This is a genomic window from Aurantimonas sp. Leaf443, from assembly GCF_001425575.1.
Taxonomy (GTDB): Bacteria; Pseudomonadota; Alphaproteobacteria; order Rhizobiales; family Rhizobiaceae; genus Leaf443.
Window position 1 is genome coordinate 240,170 of the sequence record NZ_LMRD01000009.1, and the last position, 16,159, is coordinate 256,328.

General features: G+C 65.5%; 29 protein-coding genes. All 29 read right to left on the bottom strand.

Translation table 11 applies throughout. The annotated features are described in order from the left end of the window. Positions 1 to 85: 85 nt before the first annotated feature. Positions 86 to 1,108 carry an NAD-dependent epimerase/dehydratase family protein gene (locus tag ASG48_RS14610; RefSeq protein ID WP_055851263.1) on the bottom strand — a complete coding sequence of 341 codons (1,023 nt, stop codon included), beginning with the start codon at positions 1,106 to 1,108 and terminating at the stop codon, positions 86 to 88. Positions 1,109 to 1,220: 112 nt separating this feature from the next. Continuing rightward, positions 1,221 to 1,637 (bottom strand): 50S ribosomal protein L17, encoded by a 417-nt coding sequence (gene rplQ / locus ASG48_RS14615; RefSeq protein ID WP_055851267.1) that lies wholly within the window; start codon positions 1,635 to 1,637, stop codon positions 1,221 to 1,223. Between the two features lie 163 nt (positions 1,638 to 1,800). Next, positions 1,801 to 2,829 (bottom strand): DNA-directed RNA polymerase subunit alpha, encoded by a 1,029-nt coding sequence (locus tag ASG48_RS14620; protein WP_055851270.1) that lies wholly within the window; start codon positions 2,827 to 2,829, stop codon positions 1,801 to 1,803. Positions 2,830 to 3,034: 205 nt separating this feature from the next. Then, entirely contained in the window at positions 3,035 to 3,424 is a 390-nt protein-coding gene (rpsK, locus tag ASG48_RS14625) for a 30S ribosomal protein S11 (RefSeq protein ID WP_055851273.1), read from the bottom strand. Between the two features lie 83 nt (positions 3,425 to 3,507). Beyond that, entirely contained in the window at positions 3,508 to 3,876 is a 369-nt protein-coding gene (gene rpsM, locus ASG48_RS14630; protein ID WP_055851276.1) for a 30S ribosomal protein S13, read from the bottom strand. A gap of 197 nt (positions 3,877 to 4,073) precedes the next feature. Further along, positions 4,074 to 4,721 (bottom strand): adenylate kinase, encoded by a 648-nt coding sequence (locus ASG48_RS14635; RefSeq protein WP_055851278.1) that lies wholly within the window; start codon positions 4,719 to 4,721, stop codon positions 4,074 to 4,076. Next, positions 4,718 to 6,061, bottom strand: coding sequence for a preprotein translocase subunit SecY (gene secY, locus ASG48_RS14640; RefSeq protein WP_055851281.1), 1,344 nt, complete (start codon positions 6,059 to 6,061; stop codon positions 4,718 to 4,720). Before secY ends, ASG48_RS14635 begins: the two co-directional genes overlap by 4 nt. A 138-nt stretch (positions 6,062 to 6,199) precedes the next feature. Continuing rightward, positions 6,200 to 6,673, bottom strand: a complete 474-nt coding sequence (rplO, locus tag ASG48_RS14645) for a 50S ribosomal protein L15 (protein WP_055851284.1) — start codon at positions 6,671 to 6,673, stop codon at positions 6,200 to 6,202. Positions 6,674 to 6,788: 115 nt separating this feature from the next. After that, positions 6,789 to 6,992, bottom strand: a complete 204-nt coding sequence (gene rpmD, locus ASG48_RS14650) for a 50S ribosomal protein L30 (RefSeq protein WP_055851287.1) — start codon at positions 6,990 to 6,992, stop codon at positions 6,789 to 6,791. Positions 6,993 to 7,046: 54 nt separating this feature from the next. Then, positions 7,047 to 7,604, bottom strand: coding sequence for a 30S ribosomal protein S5 (rpsE, locus tag ASG48_RS14655; RefSeq protein ID WP_055851288.1), 558 nt, complete (start codon positions 7,602 to 7,604; stop codon positions 7,047 to 7,049). 138 nt (positions 7,605 to 7,742) lie between these two features. Beyond that, positions 7,743 to 8,105 (bottom strand): 50S ribosomal protein L18, encoded by a 363-nt coding sequence (rplR, locus tag ASG48_RS14660; protein WP_055851291.1) that lies wholly within the window; start codon positions 8,103 to 8,105, stop codon positions 7,743 to 7,745. Positions 8,106 to 8,116: 11 nt separating this feature from the next. After that, positions 8,117 to 8,650 (bottom strand): 50S ribosomal protein L6, encoded by a 534-nt coding sequence (gene rplF, locus ASG48_RS14665; protein ID WP_055851294.1) that lies wholly within the window; start codon positions 8,648 to 8,650, stop codon positions 8,117 to 8,119. 40 nt (positions 8,651 to 8,690) lie between these two features. Then, a complete protein-coding gene (gene rpsH, locus ASG48_RS14670) occupies positions 8,691 to 9,089 on the bottom strand; it encodes a 30S ribosomal protein S8 (RefSeq protein ID WP_055851296.1) in 399 nt (132 codons plus the stop codon). A 12-nt stretch (positions 9,090 to 9,101) separates the two neighbouring features. Beyond that, positions 9,102 to 9,407, bottom strand: coding sequence for a 30S ribosomal protein S14 (gene rpsN / locus ASG48_RS14675; RefSeq protein ID WP_055851299.1), 306 nt, complete (start codon positions 9,405 to 9,407; stop codon positions 9,102 to 9,104). 26 nt (positions 9,408 to 9,433) lie between these two features. Further along, entirely contained in the window at positions 9,434 to 9,991 is a 558-nt protein-coding gene (gene rplE, locus ASG48_RS14680; RefSeq protein ID WP_055851302.1) for a 50S ribosomal protein L5, read from the bottom strand. Continuing rightward, entirely contained in the window at positions 9,984 to 10,298 is a 315-nt protein-coding gene (rplX, locus tag ASG48_RS14685) for a 50S ribosomal protein L24 (protein ID WP_055851305.1), read from the bottom strand. The genes rplE and rplX overlap by 8 nt, the downstream gene beginning before the upstream one ends. Positions 10,299 to 10,310: 12 nt before the next feature. Beyond that, positions 10,311 to 10,679: a 50S ribosomal protein L14 gene (gene rplN, locus ASG48_RS14690; RefSeq protein ID WP_055851307.1), complete on the bottom strand. Its 369-nt coding sequence runs from the start codon at positions 10,677 to 10,679 to the stop codon at positions 10,311 to 10,313. Between the two features lie 72 nt (positions 10,680 to 10,751). Further along, positions 10,752 to 11,000: a 30S ribosomal protein S17 gene (rpsQ, locus tag ASG48_RS14695; RefSeq protein ID WP_055851309.1), complete on the bottom strand. Its 249-nt coding sequence runs from the start codon at positions 10,998 to 11,000 to the stop codon at positions 10,752 to 10,754. Between the two features lie 11 nt (positions 11,001 to 11,011). Next, positions 11,012 to 11,212 carry a 50S ribosomal protein L29 gene (gene rpmC / locus ASG48_RS14700; RefSeq protein ID WP_055851311.1) on the bottom strand — a complete coding sequence of 67 codons (201 nt, stop codon included), beginning with the start codon at positions 11,210 to 11,212 and terminating at the stop codon, positions 11,012 to 11,014. Positions 11,213 to 11,224: 12 nt separating this feature from the next. Then, complete coding sequence (rplP, locus tag ASG48_RS14705; protein ID WP_055851315.1) at positions 11,225 to 11,638, bottom strand: 50S ribosomal protein L16; 414 nt, start codon at positions 11,636 to 11,638, stop codon at positions 11,225 to 11,227. Positions 11,639 to 11,662: 24 nt separating this feature from the next. Then, entirely contained in the window at positions 11,663 to 12,367 is a 705-nt protein-coding gene (gene rpsC, locus ASG48_RS14710; RefSeq protein ID WP_055851317.1) for a 30S ribosomal protein S3, read from the bottom strand. Further along, positions 12,367 to 12,753: a 50S ribosomal protein L22 gene (rplV, locus tag ASG48_RS14715; RefSeq protein ID WP_055851320.1), complete on the bottom strand. Its 387-nt coding sequence runs from the start codon at positions 12,751 to 12,753 to the stop codon at positions 12,367 to 12,369. The genes rpsC and rplV overlap by 1 nt, the downstream gene beginning before the upstream one ends. 4 nt (positions 12,754 to 12,757) lie before the next feature. Further along, a complete protein-coding gene (gene rpsS / locus ASG48_RS14720; protein ID WP_055851323.1) occupies positions 12,758 to 13,036 on the bottom strand; it encodes a 30S ribosomal protein S19 in 279 nt (92 codons plus the stop codon). Positions 13,037 to 13,048: 12 nt separating this feature from the next. Next, positions 13,049 to 13,885 carry a 50S ribosomal protein L2 gene (rplB, locus tag ASG48_RS14725; protein WP_055851325.1) on the bottom strand — a complete coding sequence of 279 codons (837 nt, stop codon included), beginning with the start codon at positions 13,883 to 13,885 and terminating at the stop codon, positions 13,049 to 13,051. Positions 13,886 to 13,907: 22 nt separating this feature from the next. Then, entirely contained in the window at positions 13,908 to 14,201 is a 294-nt protein-coding gene (locus ASG48_RS14730) for a 50S ribosomal protein L23 (RefSeq protein ID WP_055851327.1), read from the bottom strand. Continuing rightward, a complete protein-coding gene (rplD, locus tag ASG48_RS14735) occupies positions 14,198 to 14,818 on the bottom strand; it encodes a 50S ribosomal protein L4 (protein WP_055851330.1) in 621 nt (206 codons plus the stop codon). Before rplD ends, ASG48_RS14730 begins: the two co-directional genes overlap by 4 nt. Next, positions 14,818 to 15,534 (bottom strand): 50S ribosomal protein L3, encoded by a 717-nt coding sequence (gene rplC, locus ASG48_RS14740; RefSeq protein WP_055851332.1) that lies wholly within the window; start codon positions 15,532 to 15,534, stop codon positions 14,818 to 14,820. Before rplC ends, rplD begins: the two co-directional genes overlap by 1 nt. Before the next feature lie 26 nt (positions 15,535 to 15,560). Next, entirely contained in the window at positions 15,561 to 15,869 is a 309-nt protein-coding gene (rpsJ, locus tag ASG48_RS14745) for a 30S ribosomal protein S10 (protein ID WP_006205468.1), read from the bottom strand. Between the two features lie 149 nt (positions 15,870 to 16,018). Continuing rightward, positions 16,019 to 16,159, bottom strand: a 141-nt coding sequence (locus ASG48_RS18960) for a hypothetical protein (RefSeq protein ID WP_156381619.1), incomplete at its 5' end; no start/stop codon positions are given.

Consider the following 16,159-nt stretch of genomic DNA (forward strand, 5'->3'; position numbering starts at 1 on the left):
GTGCCTCTTCTGTCCCGCATCGCTCGGCGCCGCGCCGCCCGGTCCGGCCTGGGCCCGTTTCGACGCCGACGAGCGTCCCGAACGGTCAGGCCAGCCGAAGGCGGCGCAGCGACTCGGCCATGGCGGCGATGGCCGTTTCCGGCGGGCGAAAGGAAATCCCGAGAAGATCGCGCGCCGGCGAGACGTCCAGATTCTTCGGGCGTCCGAGTTCGGGCACCGCCGCACGGGCCGACGGCACGACGAATGCGAGAAGCCGCACCAGGGCGTCCGGCAGATTGGCCTTCGGGACCCTGCCTCTCAGCGCCGGGTCGAAGGCCGCGAGCGCGTCGCCGATCTCCAGCATCGAGCGCGAGCCACCGGAGAGAAGAAAACGGCGCCCGCCGGCGGCCGGATGGTCGAGCGCCGCGACATGGGCCGCCGCGACGTCGCGGCAATCCACGATGCCGAAGGACACCCGCGGCACAAGCGGCAGGCGCCCCGCCATCATTGCCCGCACGAGGCGCGCCGAAGTCCCGCCGTGAGCATCGAGAACAGGGCCGAGGACGAAGCTCGGATTGATCGCGCAAAGCGACGGTCCTCCTTCCGCGAGGGCATCCCAAGCCGCGCGTTCCGCCAGCGTCTTCGAGACGGCGTAGTCGGACACCGAAGGATCGTCCGTGTTCGTCCAGTCCGCCTCCGAATAGAGGCCTGCGGCTCTGCCCGGGGCGTGACCGTAATAGACCGCGACGACCGAGGAGGTCATGACGACGCGCTCGACGCCGGCAGCCTTGGCCGCCGCGACGACGCGCTGAGTGCCCCCGCGCGCGGCAGGCACCAGTCGCTGCCGGTCGCGGCTCTGACGCATCGGGAACGGCGAGGCCGTGTGCAAAACGAAGCGGCAACCGCGGCAGGCCTCCTCCCATCCGGCATCCCGCAGGAGATCGGCCGCGACGAAGGCGATGCTCGCGGGATCGGCGCCCCCGGCCCGCACCGCCGCCCTCACTTCATCGGCGCGCGCGAGGTCGCGCACGGTTCCGCGAACGCGGTACCCGGCCTGAACCAGCGCCACCGCGACATGCTTGGCGATGAAACCGGTGATCCCGGTGAGAAGAACGGTATCGCCGGCCATGATGGTCGCCCCTGCAGCTGCTGTCGGGCCGATCGCGCCCGCGACCGGACATGAAAAAGGGGCCCTGAGGCCCCTTCCCTGATTTGCCGTGCGCCTGCGCCGGACTGCCCGATCAGGCCGCTTCGGCTTCCGCCTCGAGACGGGCGCGATCGCCGGCGCCCTTGGCCGAGGTGTCGCGATCGACGAACTCGATGACGGCCAGCGGAGCGTTGTCGCCGCGGCGGAAGCCGGCCTTGAGCACGCGGGTGTAGCCGCCCTGGCGATCGGCATAGCGGCTGGCGATAGCGTCGAACAGCTTGGCGACGATCACCTCGTCGCGGATCTTCGAGATGGCCTGACGACGCGCATGCAGGTCGCCGCGCTTGCCGAGGGTGACAAGCTTCTCGACGATCGGACGCAGGTCCTTCGCCTTCGGCAGGGTCGTGACGATCTGCTCGTGCAGGATCAGGGACGCCGCCATGTTGGCGAACATCGCCTTGCGATGCTCGGCGGTGCGATTGAGTTTGCGGCCGCTTTTGCCGTGACGCATGTGTTTCTTCCTTCAGAAAAAAGCCGGACGTCGCCGGCGGTCGGCATCCTCGCGTGATCCCTGACGGGCCGCCTGTGCCTTTGAATATTTGGCATGCACTGCTTCCCCGGCGCGGACGCCGGATATGCGAACGGCCCGCCGGCAAGGCGGCGGGCCGAAAGGCTCAATACTGGTCTTCGTAGCGCTTGGCCAGATCGTCGATGTTCTCCGGCGGCCAGGCGCTCACTTCCATGCCGAGATGGAGACCCATGGAGGCCAGGACCTCCTTGATCTCGTTCAGCGACTTGCGACCGAAATTCGGCGTGCGCAGCATCTCCGCCTCGGTCTTCTGGATGAGGTCGCCGATATAGACGATGTTGTCGTTCTTCAGGCAATTGGCCGACCGGACCGAAAGCTCGAGCTCGTCCACCTTCTTGAGAAGCGCCGGGTTGAAGGCGAGCTCCGCGATCTGCTCGTCGCTCGTCGCCCCGCCACGCGAATCGCGCTGCGGCTCCTCGAAGTTGACGAAGACCGACAGCTGGTCCTGCAGGATGCGCGCGGCATAGGCGACCGCGTCCTCGCCGGAGATCGAGCCGTCGGTCTCGATCTGCATGGTGAGCTTGTCCTTGTTCAGGTCCTGCCCCTCGCGGGTGTTCTCGACCTTGTAGGACACCTTCTTCACCGGCGAGAACAGCGAATCAACCGGGATAAGGCCGATCGGCGCGTCCTCGGCGCGGTTCTGCTCGGCGGGCACGTAGCCCTTGCCGGTGTTGACCGTGAACTCCATGCGGATCTCGGCGCCCTCGTCGAGGGTGCAGATCTCGTGGTCGGGGTTCAGGACCTCGATGTCACCGACCGTCTGGATGTCCCCGGCGCGGACGACGCCCGGACCCTGCTTGCGCACGACCATGCGCTTGGGGCCCTCGCCCTGCATTCCGATGGAGATTTCCTTGACGTTCAGGACGATGTCCGTGACGTCCTCGCGCACGCCCGCGATCGAGGAGAACTCGTGCAGGACGCCGTCGATCTGGATCGCGGTCACGGCCGCGCCCTGAAGCGACGAGAGGAGCACGCGGCGCAGCGCGTTGCCGAGCGTGAGGCCGAAGCCACGCTCCAGCGGCTCGGCGGTCAGCGACACGCGGTTGCGATTGTTCTCGGCCTTGAAAACAACCTGGTTGGGCTTGGTGAGGTTCTGCCAGTTGCTCGCAATCATGGCTCATGCCTTTCAGTTTCCTCGCCACCATCCAATCGTGGCGATAGGTCTGAGAACCGCCGGCAGTCGAAGCCGAAGCGGTCGGCGGAGCGCCGCGCTGGATGGGGCGGCGCACAAACGCGTCGAACCGGCCTTTCGACCGGTCCGACGTTTCCTGTCTTCGGGGCAGCGCCGACGCCGATGCGCCGGCGGCCTTGTCAAGGCGTCAGACGCGGCGCTTCTTGCGCGGGCGGACACCATTGTGCGGGATCGGGGTGACGTCGCGGATCGAGGTGATCGTGAAGCCCGACGCCTGGAGGGCGCGCAGCGCCGACTCACGGCCGGACCCGGGACCGGTCACCTCGACCTCGAGCGTGCGCATGCCGTGTTCCTGCGCCTTCTTGGCGGCGTCTTCGGCGGCGATCTGCGCGGCGAACGGCGTCGACTTGCGCGAGCCCTTGAAGCCCTGCGCACCGGCCGACGACCAGGCGATCGTGTTGCCCTGCGCGTCCGTGATCGTGATCAGCGTGTTGTTGAAGGTCGAGCTGACATGGGCGACGCCCGACGAGATGTTCTTGCGTTCACGACGGCGAACGCGCTGTGCTTCCTTGGCCATTCAATTCCATGTCCTGTGTGATATCGACACCGCCGTAATTCCGGCGGCTCCACCGCGGACGCGCAAGGCGCGCCCGGAACGACTTACTTCTTCTTGCCTGCGATCGCCTTCGCCGGGCCCTTGCGGGTGCGGGCGTTGGTATGCGTGCGCTGGCCGTGAACCGGCAGACCGCGGCGATGACGCAGGCCGCGATAGCAGCCGAGGTCCATCAGACGCTTGATGTTCATCGAGGTCTCGCGGCGCAGATCGCCCTCGACCTGATAGTCGCGGTCGATGATCTCGCGGATCTGCAGGACTTCGGCGTCCGTCAGATCGTTCGTGCGACGCTCGGCCGTGATGCGGGCCTTCTCGCAGATCTCCGCGGCGAAGGACGGGCCGATGCCGTGGATGTACTGAAGCGCGATCACGACGCGCTTGTTCGTGGGAATATTGACGCCAGCGATACGGGCCACGTCCAGTCTCCTTAACAGGTGGGCACGGGGCCCTCGTCATGCAACAGGAGGAGCCCGACGGCCGAAAGCGACCGTGTCGGGCTCCCAATGGAGACCCGCGCCGACCGCAAAGGATTCGCGAATAGGCGCAGGCTATAGTTCAGGGGTGGCCGTTGAGTCAACCGCGCCCTACCGCCGGTCCGTCCGACGTCAAGGCCTCAGCCCTTCAGGATCGCCTCTATGGCGGCGCTGACCTCGTCGATCGGCTGCATACCGTCGACGGTCTTCAGAAGGCCCTTGCAGTGATAGTAGCCGATCAGCGGCGACGTATCCTTGTAATAGGCCCAGAGGCGGGTGCGCATCGTCTCCGCATTGTCGTCCGGACGGCGCTTGAAGCTCTGCGAACCGCAGACGTCGCAGGTGCCCTCGACCTTCGGCTTCGGATGCTCGTCATGGTAGACGGCGCCGCACTGCGCGCAGGTGTAGCGGCCGGCGACGCGCGCGACGAGGATCTCGTCATCCACGCGCATCTCGATCACGTGGTCGAGCGACTGCCCCTTGGCGGCCAGCATCTTCTCCACCGCATCGGCCTGCACCAGGGTGCGCGGATAGCCGTCGAGAATATAGCCGTTGGCGCAGTCCGGCTGATCGATCCGCTCCGATACGATGTCGTTGACGATCTGGTCGGAGACGAGCTGTCCCGCGTCCATCACGGCCTTGGCCTTGCGACCGACCTCCGTCCCGGCGGCGACGGCCGCCCGGAGCATGTCCCCCGTCGAAAGCTGGGGAATCCCATGACTCTCGATCAACCGCTGCGCCTGCGTCCCCTTGCCCGCGCCCGGCGGCCCCAGCAGAATCAGTTTCATCGACCTCCCCGTCTCCCCCCTCGGAGTTTCGCCTTCTTGACGAGGCCTTCATACTGGTGCGCCAGCAGATGTCCCTGCACCTGCGCCACCGTATCCATCGTCACGCTCACCACGATCAGGAGCGAAGTTCCTCCGAGATAGAACGGAACGCCGGCTGCCGAAATGAGAAATTCGGGCAATAGACAGATCACCACCAGATAAATCGCGCCGATGACGGTGATGCGGGTCAGGACGTAGTCGATATATTCGGCCGTGCGCTCGCCCGGGCGGATGCCGGGAATGAAGCCGCCATGCTTCTTCAGATTGTCGGCGGTCTCCTTCGGGTTGAAGACGACGGCCGTGTAGAAGAAGGCGAAGAAGCCAATCAGCGCCGCGTAGAGCAGCATGTAGAGCGGCTGGCCGTGACCGAGCGAGGCGATGACGGCGCCCGCCCAGGCCGGAAGCTGCGTCGTGTCGGTGAAGTTGGCGATCGTCACCGGCAGGAGAAGCAGCGAGGAGGCGAAGATCGGCGGAATCACGCCGGCGGTGTTCAGCTTCAGCGGCAGATGCGACGTATCGCCCTGGAACATCCGGTTGCCGACCTGGCGCTTCGGATACTGGATCAGGAGCCGGCGCTGCGCCCGCTCGAAGAACACGATGCCGGCGATGCAGACGACGGCGACGACGACGACGAGAAGGATGATGGCGGTCGAGAGCGCGCCTGTGCGGCCGAGCTCCAGGAGATTGGCGAGCGCCGAGGGCAGATTGGCCACGATGCCCGCGAAGATGATCAGCGAGATGCCGTTGCCGATGCCGCGCGCGGTGATCTGCTCACCGACCCACATCAGGAACATCGTCCCGCCGACCAGCGTGATGACCGAGGAGATCAGGAAGAACGGGCCGGGATCCAGAACGATGCCCGGCTGCGTCTGCAGACCGGCCGCGATTCCATAGGCCTGGACGGTCGCGAGAAGCACGGTGCCGTAGCGCGTGTACTGGTTGATGACCTTCCGGCCCTGCTCGCCTTCCTTCTTCATCTGCTCCAGCGACGGGATGACGGAGGTCATCAGCTGGATGATGATGGAGGCGGAGATATACGGCATGATGCCGAGGGCGAAGATCGCCATGCGGCCGACGGCGCCGCCGGCGAACATGTTGAAGAGTCCGAGAATGCCCGAGGACTGCTGCTGGAATGCCTGCGCGAGCGCCGTCGGATTGATGCCGGGCATGGGAATGTAGGTCCCAAGCCGGTAGACGATCAGCGCACCCAGCGTGAACCAGATGCGCTTCTTCAAGTCCTCCGCCTTCGAGAAGGCGGCGAAGTTCAGATTCGCGGCGAGTTGTTCCGCAGCCGAAGCCATGTCGTGGAAATCTCCGGGTTGACCCTGGTTCGACAGCGACAAGACGCGCACATGCCGAACCCTTGGGCGAGAAGGCGAGCCCCCTCCCCCAAGGGAGCACGACTGTTAAGCGGCTAAGCCGGACTGCGCAAGCGCCGTTCAGGCCTCGGAGGCGACAGCGGGAAGCGTCAGAGTGCCGCCGGCCTTCTGGACCTTCTCGGCGGCCGACTTCGAGGCACCGGCGACGGTCAGCGAGACCTTCGAGGTGATCTCGCCGTCGCCCAGGAGACGCACGCCGTCGCGCGACTTGCGCACGAGGCCGGCGGCCTTCAGGACGTCCAGGTCGATCGCCTTGGAGGCGTCGATCTTGCCGGCGTCGATCGCCTGCTGGATGCGGCCGACCGAGACGACGTTGAAGTTGCTGCCGAAGATGTTCACGAAGCCGCGCTTGGGCAGACGACGGTAGAGCGGCATCTGTCCGCCCTCGAAGCCGTTGATCGCGACGCCGGAGCGGGCCTTCTGACCCTTGACGCCGCGGCCGGCGGTCTTGCCGCTGCCCGAACCGATACCGCGCCCCAGCCGCTTGCGCGAATGGGTTGCACCTTCCACGTCGGAAAGCTCGTTGAGTTTCATGTGTCTTGCTCCCGAAACAGTCCCCGGACCGGATCCGAACGGACCGCCGGGCTTGCTCAGTGAATTACCGTGACGAACGGCGGCCGGGCCCGCCTTAGAGCCCGCGCCGCGGCGATCAGGCCGGGTCCACCACGCGCACGAGGTGGGCGACCTTGGCGATCATGCCGCGAACGGCCGGAGTGTCCTCCAGCGTGCTGCGACGATGCATCTTGTTCAGGCCCAGGCCGACGAGCGTCTGGCGCTGGTCGTTGGGGCGGCGCAGCGGGCTCCCGGTCTGCTCGACCGTGACCGTCTTGCCTGCGGATTTGGTGTCGGCCATCGTTGGCTCCTTCGTTGGAAGGCGAAGGGACCGCTAGACGCGGCCCCCTGCCGATCAATCCTCGGCGGAGACGCCGCCGACATCGCGACGACGGGCCTGCAGGGTGGAATACTTGATGCCGCGACGGGACGCGACGTCCTTCGGGTGGTTGGCCACCTTGAGGGCGTCGAAGGTCGCGCGAACCATGTTGTAGGGGTTCGACGAGCCGAGCGACTTGGCGACGACGTCGTGCATGCCGACGGCCTCGAAGACGGCGCGCATCGGGCCGCCCGCGATGATGCCCGTGCCGGCTTCCGCCATGCGCAGGATGACCTTGCCGGCGCCGTGGCGGCCGTGCACGTCGTGATGCAGGGTGCGGCCGTCGCGCAGCGGCACGAAGATCAGATCGCGCTTGGCGGCTTCCGTCGCCTTGCGGATCGCCTCGGGCACTTCGCGGGCCTTGCCGTGGCCGAAGCCGACGCGTCCCTTGAGGTCGCCGACGACGACGAGGGCGGCGAAGCCGAAGCGGCGACCACCCTTCACGACCTTGGCGACGCGGTTGATGTGGACGAGCTTGTCGACGAAGCCGTCGTCGCGCTCCTCGCGATCGTTGCGTTCGTTACGAGGCGCCATATCCTGTTCCTTATTCTTTTCCGGTGGCGTCTACAGGGGCGGATGACGTTGCATCCGGCTCAACGGAACGCGGCCCTCGCTCGCGAAGGCCGCGTTCCGATTCTTCAGGGGTCGTAAGACCTGGCGGACGAGGAAGCCTCAGAAGTTGAGGCCGCCCTCGCGAGCCGACTCGGCCAGCGCCTTGACGCGGCCGTGATAGATGAAGGCGCCGCGATCGAACACGACGTCCGTGACGCCGGCGACCTTGGCACGTTCGGCGACGAGCTTGCCGACAGCGGCGGCCGCCGCGGTGTCGGCACCCGTCTTCAGCGACTCGCGCAGGTTGGGATCGAGCGAAGACGCGGCGGCCAACGTGCGGCCCTCGACGTCGTCGATGATCTGCGCGTAGATGTTCTTCGACGAGCGATGCACCGAGAGACGCGGGCGACCGTTCGCCACCTTCTTCAGCGAACGACGGATGCGCGAGGCACGACGCCGCAGATTTTCCTTGGTGGTGGTCATAACGGCGGCCCTTACTTCTTCTTGCCTTCCTTGCGGACGATCTTCTCGCCGGCGTAGCGCACGCCCTTGCCCTTGTAGGGCTCGGGACCACGATACTCGCGGATCTCCGCTGCGACCTGGCCGACCTGCTGCTTGTCGATACCCGACACGACGATCTCGGTCGGCTTCGGCACGGCAACGGTGATGCCTTCCGGCACCTGATAGATCACATCGTGCGAAAAGCCCAGAGCCAACTGCAGGTTCTTGCCCTGCATGGAGGCACGATAGCCGACGCCCGAGATCTCGAGCTTGCGCTCGAAACCCGTCTTCACGCCGTTGAGGATGTTCAGCACCATGGTGCGGGACATGCCCCACTTGGAGCGGGCATCCTTGGACTGGTCGCGCGGATCGACCTTGATCGCGCCGTCTTCCATCTTCACGAGCACTTCGTCGTTGACGACGAAGGTCAGCTCGCCCTTCGGGCCCTTGGCCCGAACGGTCTGGCCGTCGACCGAGGCGGTGACGCCCTCGGGCACGGAGACCGGCTTCTTTCCAATACGAGACATTTCGAAACCCTGTCCGTTCCTGGTGGAAGTCTCCGGCGCGTCAGAAGACGCGGCAGAGAACCTCGCCACCGACGTTCTGTTCACGGGCGCTGTGGTCGGCCATCACGCCCTTGGGCGTGGACAGCACCGAAATGCCGAGACCGTTGGCGACCTGCGGGATCGTCTTGGCGGACACGTAGACGCGGCGTCCGGGCTTCGACACGCGGGAAATCTCGCGGATGACCGGAGTGCCCTCGTAGTATTTCAGCTCGATCTCGAACTCGGACTTGCCGTTCTCGAAGGCCGTCTCGGAATAGCCGCGGATGTAGCCCTCGTCCTTGAGGACGTCGAGCACGCGGCCGCGCAGCTTCGACGCGGGCGTCGAGACCGAAGTCTTGTTGCGCATGATCGCGTTGCGGATGCGGGTCAGCATATCGCCGAGGGGATCAGACAATGCCATGACGACTCTCCCTTACCAGCTCGACTTGACGATGCCGGGGATCTGGCCACTGTTGCCCAGTTCCCGGAGTGCGATACGGCTCATCTTCAGCTTTCGGTAGTACGCGCGCGGCCGACCGGTGACCTCGCACCGGTTGCGGACGCGGACCTTCGAGCCGTTGCGGGGAAGTTCGGCGAGCTGGAGCTGCGCACGGAACCTCTCCTCCATCGGAGCGGCGGCATCCTTGGTGATCGCCTTGAGAGCGGCGCGCTTGGCGGCGAACTTCGCCACCAGTTTCTCGCGGCGCCGGTTCTGCTCGATCATGCCCTTTTTGGCCATAGTCTCGATCCTTTTCTCGACTGCCGTTACTGGCGGAAGGGGAAGTTGAACGCCTTGAGAAGGGCGCGGGCTTCCTCGTCGTTCTTCGCCGTCGTACAGACGATGATGTCCATTCCCCAGATCTGATCGACCTTGTCGTAATTGATCTCTGGGAAAACGATGTGTTCCTTGACGCCCATGGCGAAGTTGCCATTGCCGTCGAAGCTCTTGGGGTTCAGGCCGCGGAAGTCGCGCACGCGCGGCAGGGCGATCTGGATCAGGCGATCCATGAACTCGTACATCTTGTCGCGGCGCAGCGTGACCTTCGTGCCGATCGGCATGTTCTCGCGGACCTTGAAGCCTGCGATCGAGGTGCGCGCCTTGGTGATGACCGGCTTCTGGCCGGCGATCTTGGCGAGATCCTCGGCGGCGACCGAGGGCTTCTTGGAGTCGCCCGTGGCCTCGCCGACGCCCATGTTGATCACGATCTTATCGAGACGCGGGATCTCCATGACGTTCCGGTAGGAGAATTCCTCCATGAGCGCCTTGCGGACTTCCTCGCGATAGACGCGCTTGAGGCGCGGCTCGTAAGCGGTCTCAGCCATTGATCTGCTCTCCGGAACGCTTCGCGACGCGCACCTTCGTGCCGTCCTCGAGAATCTTGAAGCCGATTCGGGTCGCCTTGCCGTCCTTGGGGTCGGCGACCGCCAGGTTCGACAGATGGATCGGGGCTTCCTTGGAGATGATGCCGGCTTCCTGAGACGCGGTCTGGCGCTGGTGGCGCTTGACCATGTTCACGCCGCGCACCACGGCGCGGTCTTCCTTCGGCATCACCTGGATGACTTCACCCGACCGGCCCTTGTCCTTGCCGGCGAGTACGACGACGGTGTCGCCCTTGCGGATCTTCTGCATCGTCCGCTCTCCTTACAGAACTTCGGGGGCCAGGGACACGATCTTCATGTGGTTCTTGCCACGAAGCTCGCGAGGAACCGGTCCGAAAATACGGGTACCGATCGGCTCCTTCTTGTTGTCGATGAGCACCGCAGCATTCTGGTCGAAGCGGATCACAGACCCGTCGGCGCGGCGGATGTCCTTGGCGGTGCGAACCACCACGGCCTTCATCACGTCGCCCTTCTTCACGCGGCCGCGCGGAATGGCCTCCTTGATCGAGACGACGATGATGTCGCCGACCGAGGCATATTTCCGCTTCGAGCCGCCCAGCACCTTGATGCACATGACACGACGAGCGCCGGAATTGTCGGCCACGTCGAGGTTTGTTTGCATCTGAATCATGTCAGGCCGCCTTCACAAAGCTTATTCACCGGGAGGCTCCGACCGTTGCCGGAGCCCGCGCCGATCCGTCGATTAACTGGCCGCTGCGGCGTCGCTCGAAACGACGACCCAGCTCTTGTCCTTCGAGATCGGACGGCTCTCCTCGATGGAGACGAAGTCGCCGACCTTGTACTGGTTGGTCTCGTCGTGCGCCTTGTACTTCTTCGAGCGGCGAACCGTCTTCTTGAAGAGCGGGTGGGTGAAGCGGCGCTCCACCAGCACGACGACCGTCTTGTCGTTCTTGTCGGAGACGACCGTCCCCTGCAGGATGCGTTTGGGCATAGTTTTCGTCCTCAGGCCTTGGCCTCGGCGGCCTTCTGGCGCGCCATCGTCTTGATCCGGGCGATGTCGCGGCGGATCACGCGAACTCGAGCGGTATTCTCGAGCTGACCCGTGGCCTTCTGGAAGCGCAGGTTGAACTGCTCCTTCTTGAGCTTGGCGAGCTCGTCCGTGAGTTCGTCCTGGGTCATCGTCTTGACGTCGGAAGCTTTCACTTCAAACTCTCCTTACTCGGCGATGCGCTGGATGAAGCGCGTGCGGATCGGAAGCTTGGCCGCGCCGAGGCGCAGCGCCTCGCGGGCCGTCGTCTCGTCCACGCCGTCGATCTCGAACATGATGCGGCCCGGGGCGACGCGCGCCGCCCAGTACTCCACACCACCCTTGCCCTTGCCCATGCGGACTTCCGTCGGCTTCGCCGTGACCGGAAGGTCGGGGAAGATGCGGATCCACACGCGGCCCTGGCGCTTCATCTGGCGGGTGATCGCGCGGCGGGCCGCCTCGATCTGACGCGCCGTCACACGCTCGGGCTCCATCGCCTTCAGGCCGAAATTGCCGAAGTTGAGGCTGGTTCCGCCCTTGGCATTCCCGTGAATGCGTCCCTTGAACGCCTTCCGGTACTTCGTGCGCTTTGGCTGCAGCATTCTCGTGTTCTCCGAACTCTATGCTCAGGCGTGTTCGCGACGGCGATTGCCGCCGGAAGCCTCGCCCTCGACCTGACGGCGCTCGGACGCCATCGGATCGTGCTCGAGGATCTCGCCCTTGAAGATCCAGACCTTCACGCCGCAGACGCCATAGGCGGTGTGCGCTTCGGCCGTGCCGTAGTCGATGTCCGCGCGAAGCGTGTGCAACGGCACCCGGCCCTCGCGATACCACTCCGTGCGGGCGATTTCAGCCCCGCCGAGACGGCCTCCGCAATTAATTCGGATGCCTTCCGCCCCGAGCCGCATCGCGGACTGGACGGCGCGCTTCATCGCACGGCGGAACGCCACGCGGCGCTCGAGCTGCTGGGCGATTGACTGGGCGACGAGCGTTGCATCGGTCTCGGGCTTGCGCACCTCGACGATGTTGATGTGCGTCTCGGCCTTCGTCATCGCGCCGAGCTTCTTGCGAAGCTTCTCGATGTCCGCGCCCTTCTTGCCGATCACGATGCCCGGGCGAGCCGAGTGGATCGTGATGCGGCACTTCTTGTGCGGGCGCTCGATGACGATCTTGGAGACCGCCGCCTGCTTGAGCTCCTCGAGCAGGAACTTGCGGATCTTCAGGTCCTCGTGGAGGAGCTGGCCGTACTCGCCCGTGTTCGCGAACCAGCGCGAATCCCAGGTCCGGTTGATGCCGAGGCGGAAACCGGTCGGATTGATCTTCTGACCCATTACGCGGCCTCCTCTGCGGCGATCTCGCGGACCACGATCGTGAGGTGCGCGAACGGCTTCTCGATGCGGCTGGCACGACCGCGACCGCGGGCGTGGAAGCGCTTCATCGTGATCGACTTGCCGACATAGGCCTCGGCGACGACGAGGGCGTCGACGTCGAGGTCGTGATTGTTCTCGGCATTCGCGATCGCGCTCTCGAGCGTCTTCTTGACGGTCTCCGAGATCCGCTTGCGCGAGAAGGTCAGGTCCGCGAGTGCGGTGTTGACCTTCTTGCCGCGGATCATCTGCGCGACGAGATTGAGTTTCTGCGGGCTGACACGGAGCGTACGGGCGACAGCCTTCGCCTCGTTGTCCTTCAGCCGACGCTCGGCTTTCGCCTTGCCCATCGTGTTACTTCCTCTTCGCCTTCTTGTCGGCGCCGTGGCCGTAGTACGTGCGGGTCGGGGAGAACTCGCCGAACTTGTGTCCGACCATGTCCTCGTTCACCGAGACCGGGATGTGCTTCGAGCCGTTGTAGACGCCGAAGGTGAGACCGACGAACTGCGGCAGGATCGTGGACCGGCGGGTCCAGATCTTGATCACCTCGTTGCGGCCACCCGAGCGGACCTTGTCAGCCTTCTTGAGAAGGTAGCCATCGACGAACGGACCCTTCCAGACGGAACGTGCCATGAAGAAATCCTCTTACTTCTTACGCTGATGGCGCGAGCGCATGATGAACTTGTCGGTCGCCTTGTTCTGGCGAGTCCGCTTGCCCTTCGTGGGCTTGCCCCAGGGCGACACCGGATGGCGTCCGCCCGAGGTGCGGCCTTCACCACCGCCATGCGGGTGGTCGACCGGGTTCATCGCGACGCCGCGCACATGCGGGCGCTTGCCGAGCCAGCGCGAACGACCGGCCTTGCCGATGTTGATATTGCCGTGGTCGGGGTTGGAGACCGCACCGACGGTGGCGAAGCAAGAGCTCGGCACCAGGCGCTGCTCGCCCGAGTTCAGGCGCAGGATCGCCATGCCGGAGTCGCGGCCGACGAGCTGGGCATAGGACCCGGCCGAACGGGCGATCTGGCCACCCTTCTCCGGCTTCATCTCCACATTGTGGATGATGGTGCCGACCGGCAGGGCCGAGAGCGGCATCGCGTTGCCCGGCTTCACGTCGACGCCCGACAGGCCCGAGACGACCGTGTCGCCGGCGGCCAGGCGCTGCGGCGCCAGGATGTAGGCGAGCTCGCCGTCCTCGTACTTGATGAGGGCGATGAAGGCCGTGCGGTTCGGGTCGTATTCCAGGCGCTCGACCGTGGCGACGTCGTTGAGGCGACGGCGCTTGAAGTCGATCATGCGGTAGGTCCGCTTGTGACCGCCGCCCTGGTAGCGGGCCGTCACGCGGCCCGTGTTGTTGCGCCCGCCCTTCTGCGAGAGGCCTTCGGTCAGCTGCTTGACCGGCTTGCCCTTCCAGAGGCCCGAACGGTCGACGATGACCAGCTGGCGCTGGCTCGGCGTTGTCGGCTTGAAGTTCTTGAGTGCCATCGTGCTTATCCTCCGGTCCCGATCAAAGGCCGGTCGAGACGTCGATCGAGTGGCCAGCGGCCAGCGTCACGACGGCTTTCTTCTGATCGCTCTGACGGCCGACGCGGCCGCGGAAGCGCTTGACCTTGCCCTTTCGGACCATCGTGTTCACGGCCGTGACCTTGACGCCGAAGAGCGCCTCGACCGCCGCCTTGATGGCGGGCTTGGTGGCCGTGCCCGGGACGTTGAAAACGACCTGGTTGACATCCGACAGGAGCGTCGACTTCTCGGTGATCACCGGCGAGGTGATCACGTCGTAATGGCGAAGGTCGCTCATTTGAACCGCTCCTCCAGAGCCTCGACCGCTGCCTTGGACAGAACGAGCGTCTGGCGGCGGAGAATGTCGTAGACGTTGATGCCCTGGACCGGCAGCACGTCGATATGAGCGATGTTGCGGGCCGAGCGCGAGAAGTTCGCGTCGATTTCCGAACCGCCGATGATCAGCGCGTTGGACAGGCCGAGATCGGCGAAGCTCTTGATCATGGCCTTGGTCTTGCCGTCGGCCGAGGTCAGGTCGTCGACGATGACGATCTGGTCGCTCTTGGCCTTGGCCGAGAGCGCGTGGCGCAGCGCGAGGGCGCGGACCTTCTTGGGCAGGTCATGCGCATGGCTGCGCGAGACCGGACCATGGGCCTTGCCGCCGCCGCGGAACTGCGGCGCGCGGGCCGAGCCGTGGCGGGCGCGACCGGTGCCCTTCTGGCGGTACAGCTTGGCGCCCGTGCGGGCGATCTCGGCGCGGCCGAGCGTCTGGTGCGTGCCCTGCTGGCGCTTGGCCAGCTGCCAGCGCACCATGCGCTGCAGGATGTCCTCGCGCGGCTCGAGACCGAAGATCTCGTCGGCAAGCGTGACAGTGCCGGCGTCCTTGCCGTCGAAGCTCTTGATCGTGACGTCCATTATTCCGCTCCCTTCGAAGCGTCGGCGTCGGCGGCACCCGTTGCGGAGCGCAGCGCGGCCGGCTTCGGCGCGTTCTCGGGCAGCGAGGCCTTCACGGCGTCGCGGATTTCGATCCAGGCGCCCTTCGAGCCCGGCACGGCGCCGCGGATCAGGATCAGGCCCTTGTCCACGTCGGTGCGAACGATCTCGAGGTTCTGCGTCGTCACGCGGGTCTGGCCCATGTGACCGGCCATCTTCTTGTTCTTGAAGACCTTGCCGGGATCCTGGCGCTGACCGGTCGAACCGTGCGAACGGTGCGAAACGGACACGCCGTGGGTGGCGCGCAGGCCGCCGAAATTGTGGCGCTTCATGGCGCCGGCGAAGCCCTTGCCGATCGTCGTGCCCGACACGTCGACCATCTGGCCGGCGACGAAGTGCTCCGCCGTGATCTCCGCGCCGACGTCGACGAGGTTGTCCTCGGTGACGCGGAACTCGACGAGCTTGCGCTTCGGCTCGACCGAAGCCTGGGCGAACACGCCGCGCATCGGCTTGGTCGTGTTCTTGACCTTGGCGAGGCCCGCTCCGAGCTGGACGGCGGTGTAGCCGTTCTTCTCGAGCGTGCGCTGACCGACGACCTGAAGGTTCTCGACCTTGAGGACGGTGACCGGAACATGCTCGCCGGCGTCATTGTAGACGCGGGTCATGCCGACCTTCTGTGCTATCACACCTGAACGCATGGGCGTTATCCTTCCCGTGCTCTGGATCAGAGCTTGATCTCGACGTCGACGCCGGCGGCGAGGTCGAGCTTCATGAGCGCATCGACCGTCTGCGGCGTCGGATCGACGATGTCGAGGAGCCGTTTGTGGGTGCGCATTTCGAATTGCTCGCGCGACTTCTTGTCGACGTGCGGCGAGCGGTTGACCGTGAACTTTTCGATCCGCGTCGGCAGCGGGATCGGCCCGCGCACGTTCGCGCCGGTGCGCTTGGCGGTCGACACGATCTCGCGCGTGGAGGCGTCGAGAACCCGGTGATCGAACGCCTTCAGGCGGATGCGGATATTCTGGCCGTTCATTGCATTCGTCCTCTCGTCGGAGACCGTCCGGCGCACCGGCGTCTTCCGAGCGCTCTTCCTTCAGGCAGCCAATTCGTTCCAAGGCCCGAAGGCCCCTCGCCCCTATGGGCAGGACCGGCGCGCGTGAGCCGCGCGCCGGTCGCCTGTCGTCAGGCGACGATGGAGGCCACGATGCCGGCGCCGACGGTGCGGCCGCCCTCGCGGATGGCGAAGCGCAGCTTCTCTTCCATCGCGATCGGCACGATCAGCGTCACGTCCATCGTCACGTTGTCGCCGAGATCGGAAGAGCG

Bases quoted from the DNA above. Each gene is read 5' to 3' on its own strand.
- ASG48_RS14610 (WP_055851263.1), bottom strand. From the start codon at position 1,108: ATGGCCGGCGATACCGTTCTTCTCACCGGGATCACCGGTTTCATCGCC.
- rplQ (WP_055851267.1), bottom strand. From the start codon at position 1,637: ATGCGTCACGGCAAAAGCGGCCGCAAACTCAATCGCACCGCCGAGCAT.
- ASG48_RS14620 (WP_055851270.1), bottom strand. From the start codon at position 2,829: ATGATTGCGAGCAACTGGCAGAACCTCACCAAGCCCAACCAGGTTGTT.
- rpsK (WP_055851273.1), bottom strand. From the start codon at position 3,424: ATGGCCAAGGAAGCACAGCGCGTTCGCCGTCGTGAACGCAAGAACATC.
- ASG48_RS14635 (WP_055851278.1), bottom strand. From the start codon at position 4,721: ATGAAACTGATTCTGCTGGGGCCGCCGGGCGCGGGCAAGGGGACGCAG.
- secY (WP_055851281.1), bottom strand. From the start codon at position 6,061: ATGGCTTCGGCTGCGGAACAACTCGCCGCGAATCTGAACTTCGCCGCC.
- rplO (WP_055851284.1), bottom strand. From the start codon at position 6,673: ATGAAACTCAACGAGCTTTCCGACGTGGAAGGTGCAACCCATTCGCGC.
- rpmD (WP_055851287.1), bottom strand. From the start codon at position 6,992: ATGGCCGACACCAAATCCGCAGGCAAGACGGTCACGGTCGAGCAGACC.
- rpsE (WP_055851288.1), bottom strand. From the start codon at position 7,604: ATGGCGCCTCGTAACGAACGCAACGATCGCGAGGAGCGCGACGACGGC.
- rplR (WP_055851291.1), bottom strand. From the start codon at position 8,105: ATGACCACCACCAAGGAAAATCTGCGGCGTCGTGCCTCGCGCATCCGT.
- rplF (WP_055851294.1), bottom strand. From the start codon at position 8,650: ATGTCTCGTATTGGAAAGAAGCCGGTCTCCGTGCCCGAGGGCGTCACC.
- rpsH (WP_055851296.1), bottom strand. From the start codon at position 9,089: ATGGCATTGTCTGATCCCCTCGGCGATATGCTGACCCGCATCCGCAAC.
- rpsN (WP_055851299.1), bottom strand. From the start codon at position 9,407: ATGGCCAAAAAGGGCATGATCGAGCAGAACCGGCGCCGCGAGAAACTG.
- rplE (WP_055851302.1), bottom strand. From the start codon at position 9,991: ATGGCTGAGACCGCTTACGAGCCGCGCCTCAAGCGCGTCTATCGCGAG.
- rplX (WP_055851305.1), bottom strand. From the start codon at position 10,298: ATGCAGAAGATCCGCAAGGGCGACACCGTCGTCGTACTCGCCGGCAAG.
- rplN (WP_055851307.1), bottom strand. From the start codon at position 10,679: ATGATTCAGATGCAAACAAACCTCGACGTGGCCGACAATTCCGGCGCT.
- rpsQ (WP_055851309.1), bottom strand. From the start codon at position 11,000: ATGCCCAAACGCATCCTGCAGGGGACGGTCGTCTCCGACAAGAACGAC.
- rplP (WP_055851315.1), bottom strand. From the start codon at position 11,638: ATGCTGCAGCCAAAGCGCACGAAGTACCGGAAGGCGTTCAAGGGACGC.
- rpsC (WP_055851317.1), bottom strand. From the start codon at position 12,367: ATGGGTCAGAAGATCAATCCGACCGGTTTCCGCCTCGGCATCAACCGG.
- rplV (WP_055851320.1), bottom strand. From the start codon at position 12,753: ATGGGCAAGGCGAAAGCCGAGCGTCGGCTGAAGGACAACGAGGCGAAG.
- rpsS (WP_055851323.1), bottom strand. From the start codon at position 13,036: ATGGCACGTTCCGTCTGGAAGGGTCCGTTCGTCGATGGCTACCTTCTC.
- rplB (WP_055851325.1), bottom strand. From the start codon at position 13,885: ATGGCACTCAAGAACTTCAAGCCGACAACGCCGAGCCAGCGCCAGCTG.
- ASG48_RS14730 (WP_055851327.1), bottom strand. From the start codon at position 14,201: ATGAGCGACCTTCGCCATTACGACGTGATCACCTCGCCGGTGATCACC.
- rplD (WP_055851330.1), bottom strand. From the start codon at position 14,818: ATGGACGTCACGATCAAGAGCTTCGACGGCAAGGACGCCGGCACTGTC.
- rplC (WP_055851332.1), bottom strand. From the start codon at position 15,534: ATGCGTTCAGGTGTGATAGCACAGAAGGTCGGCATGACCCGCGTCTAC.
- rpsJ (WP_006205468.1), bottom strand. From the start codon at position 15,869: ATGAACGGCCAGAATATCCGCATCCGCCTGAAGGCGTTCGATCACCGG.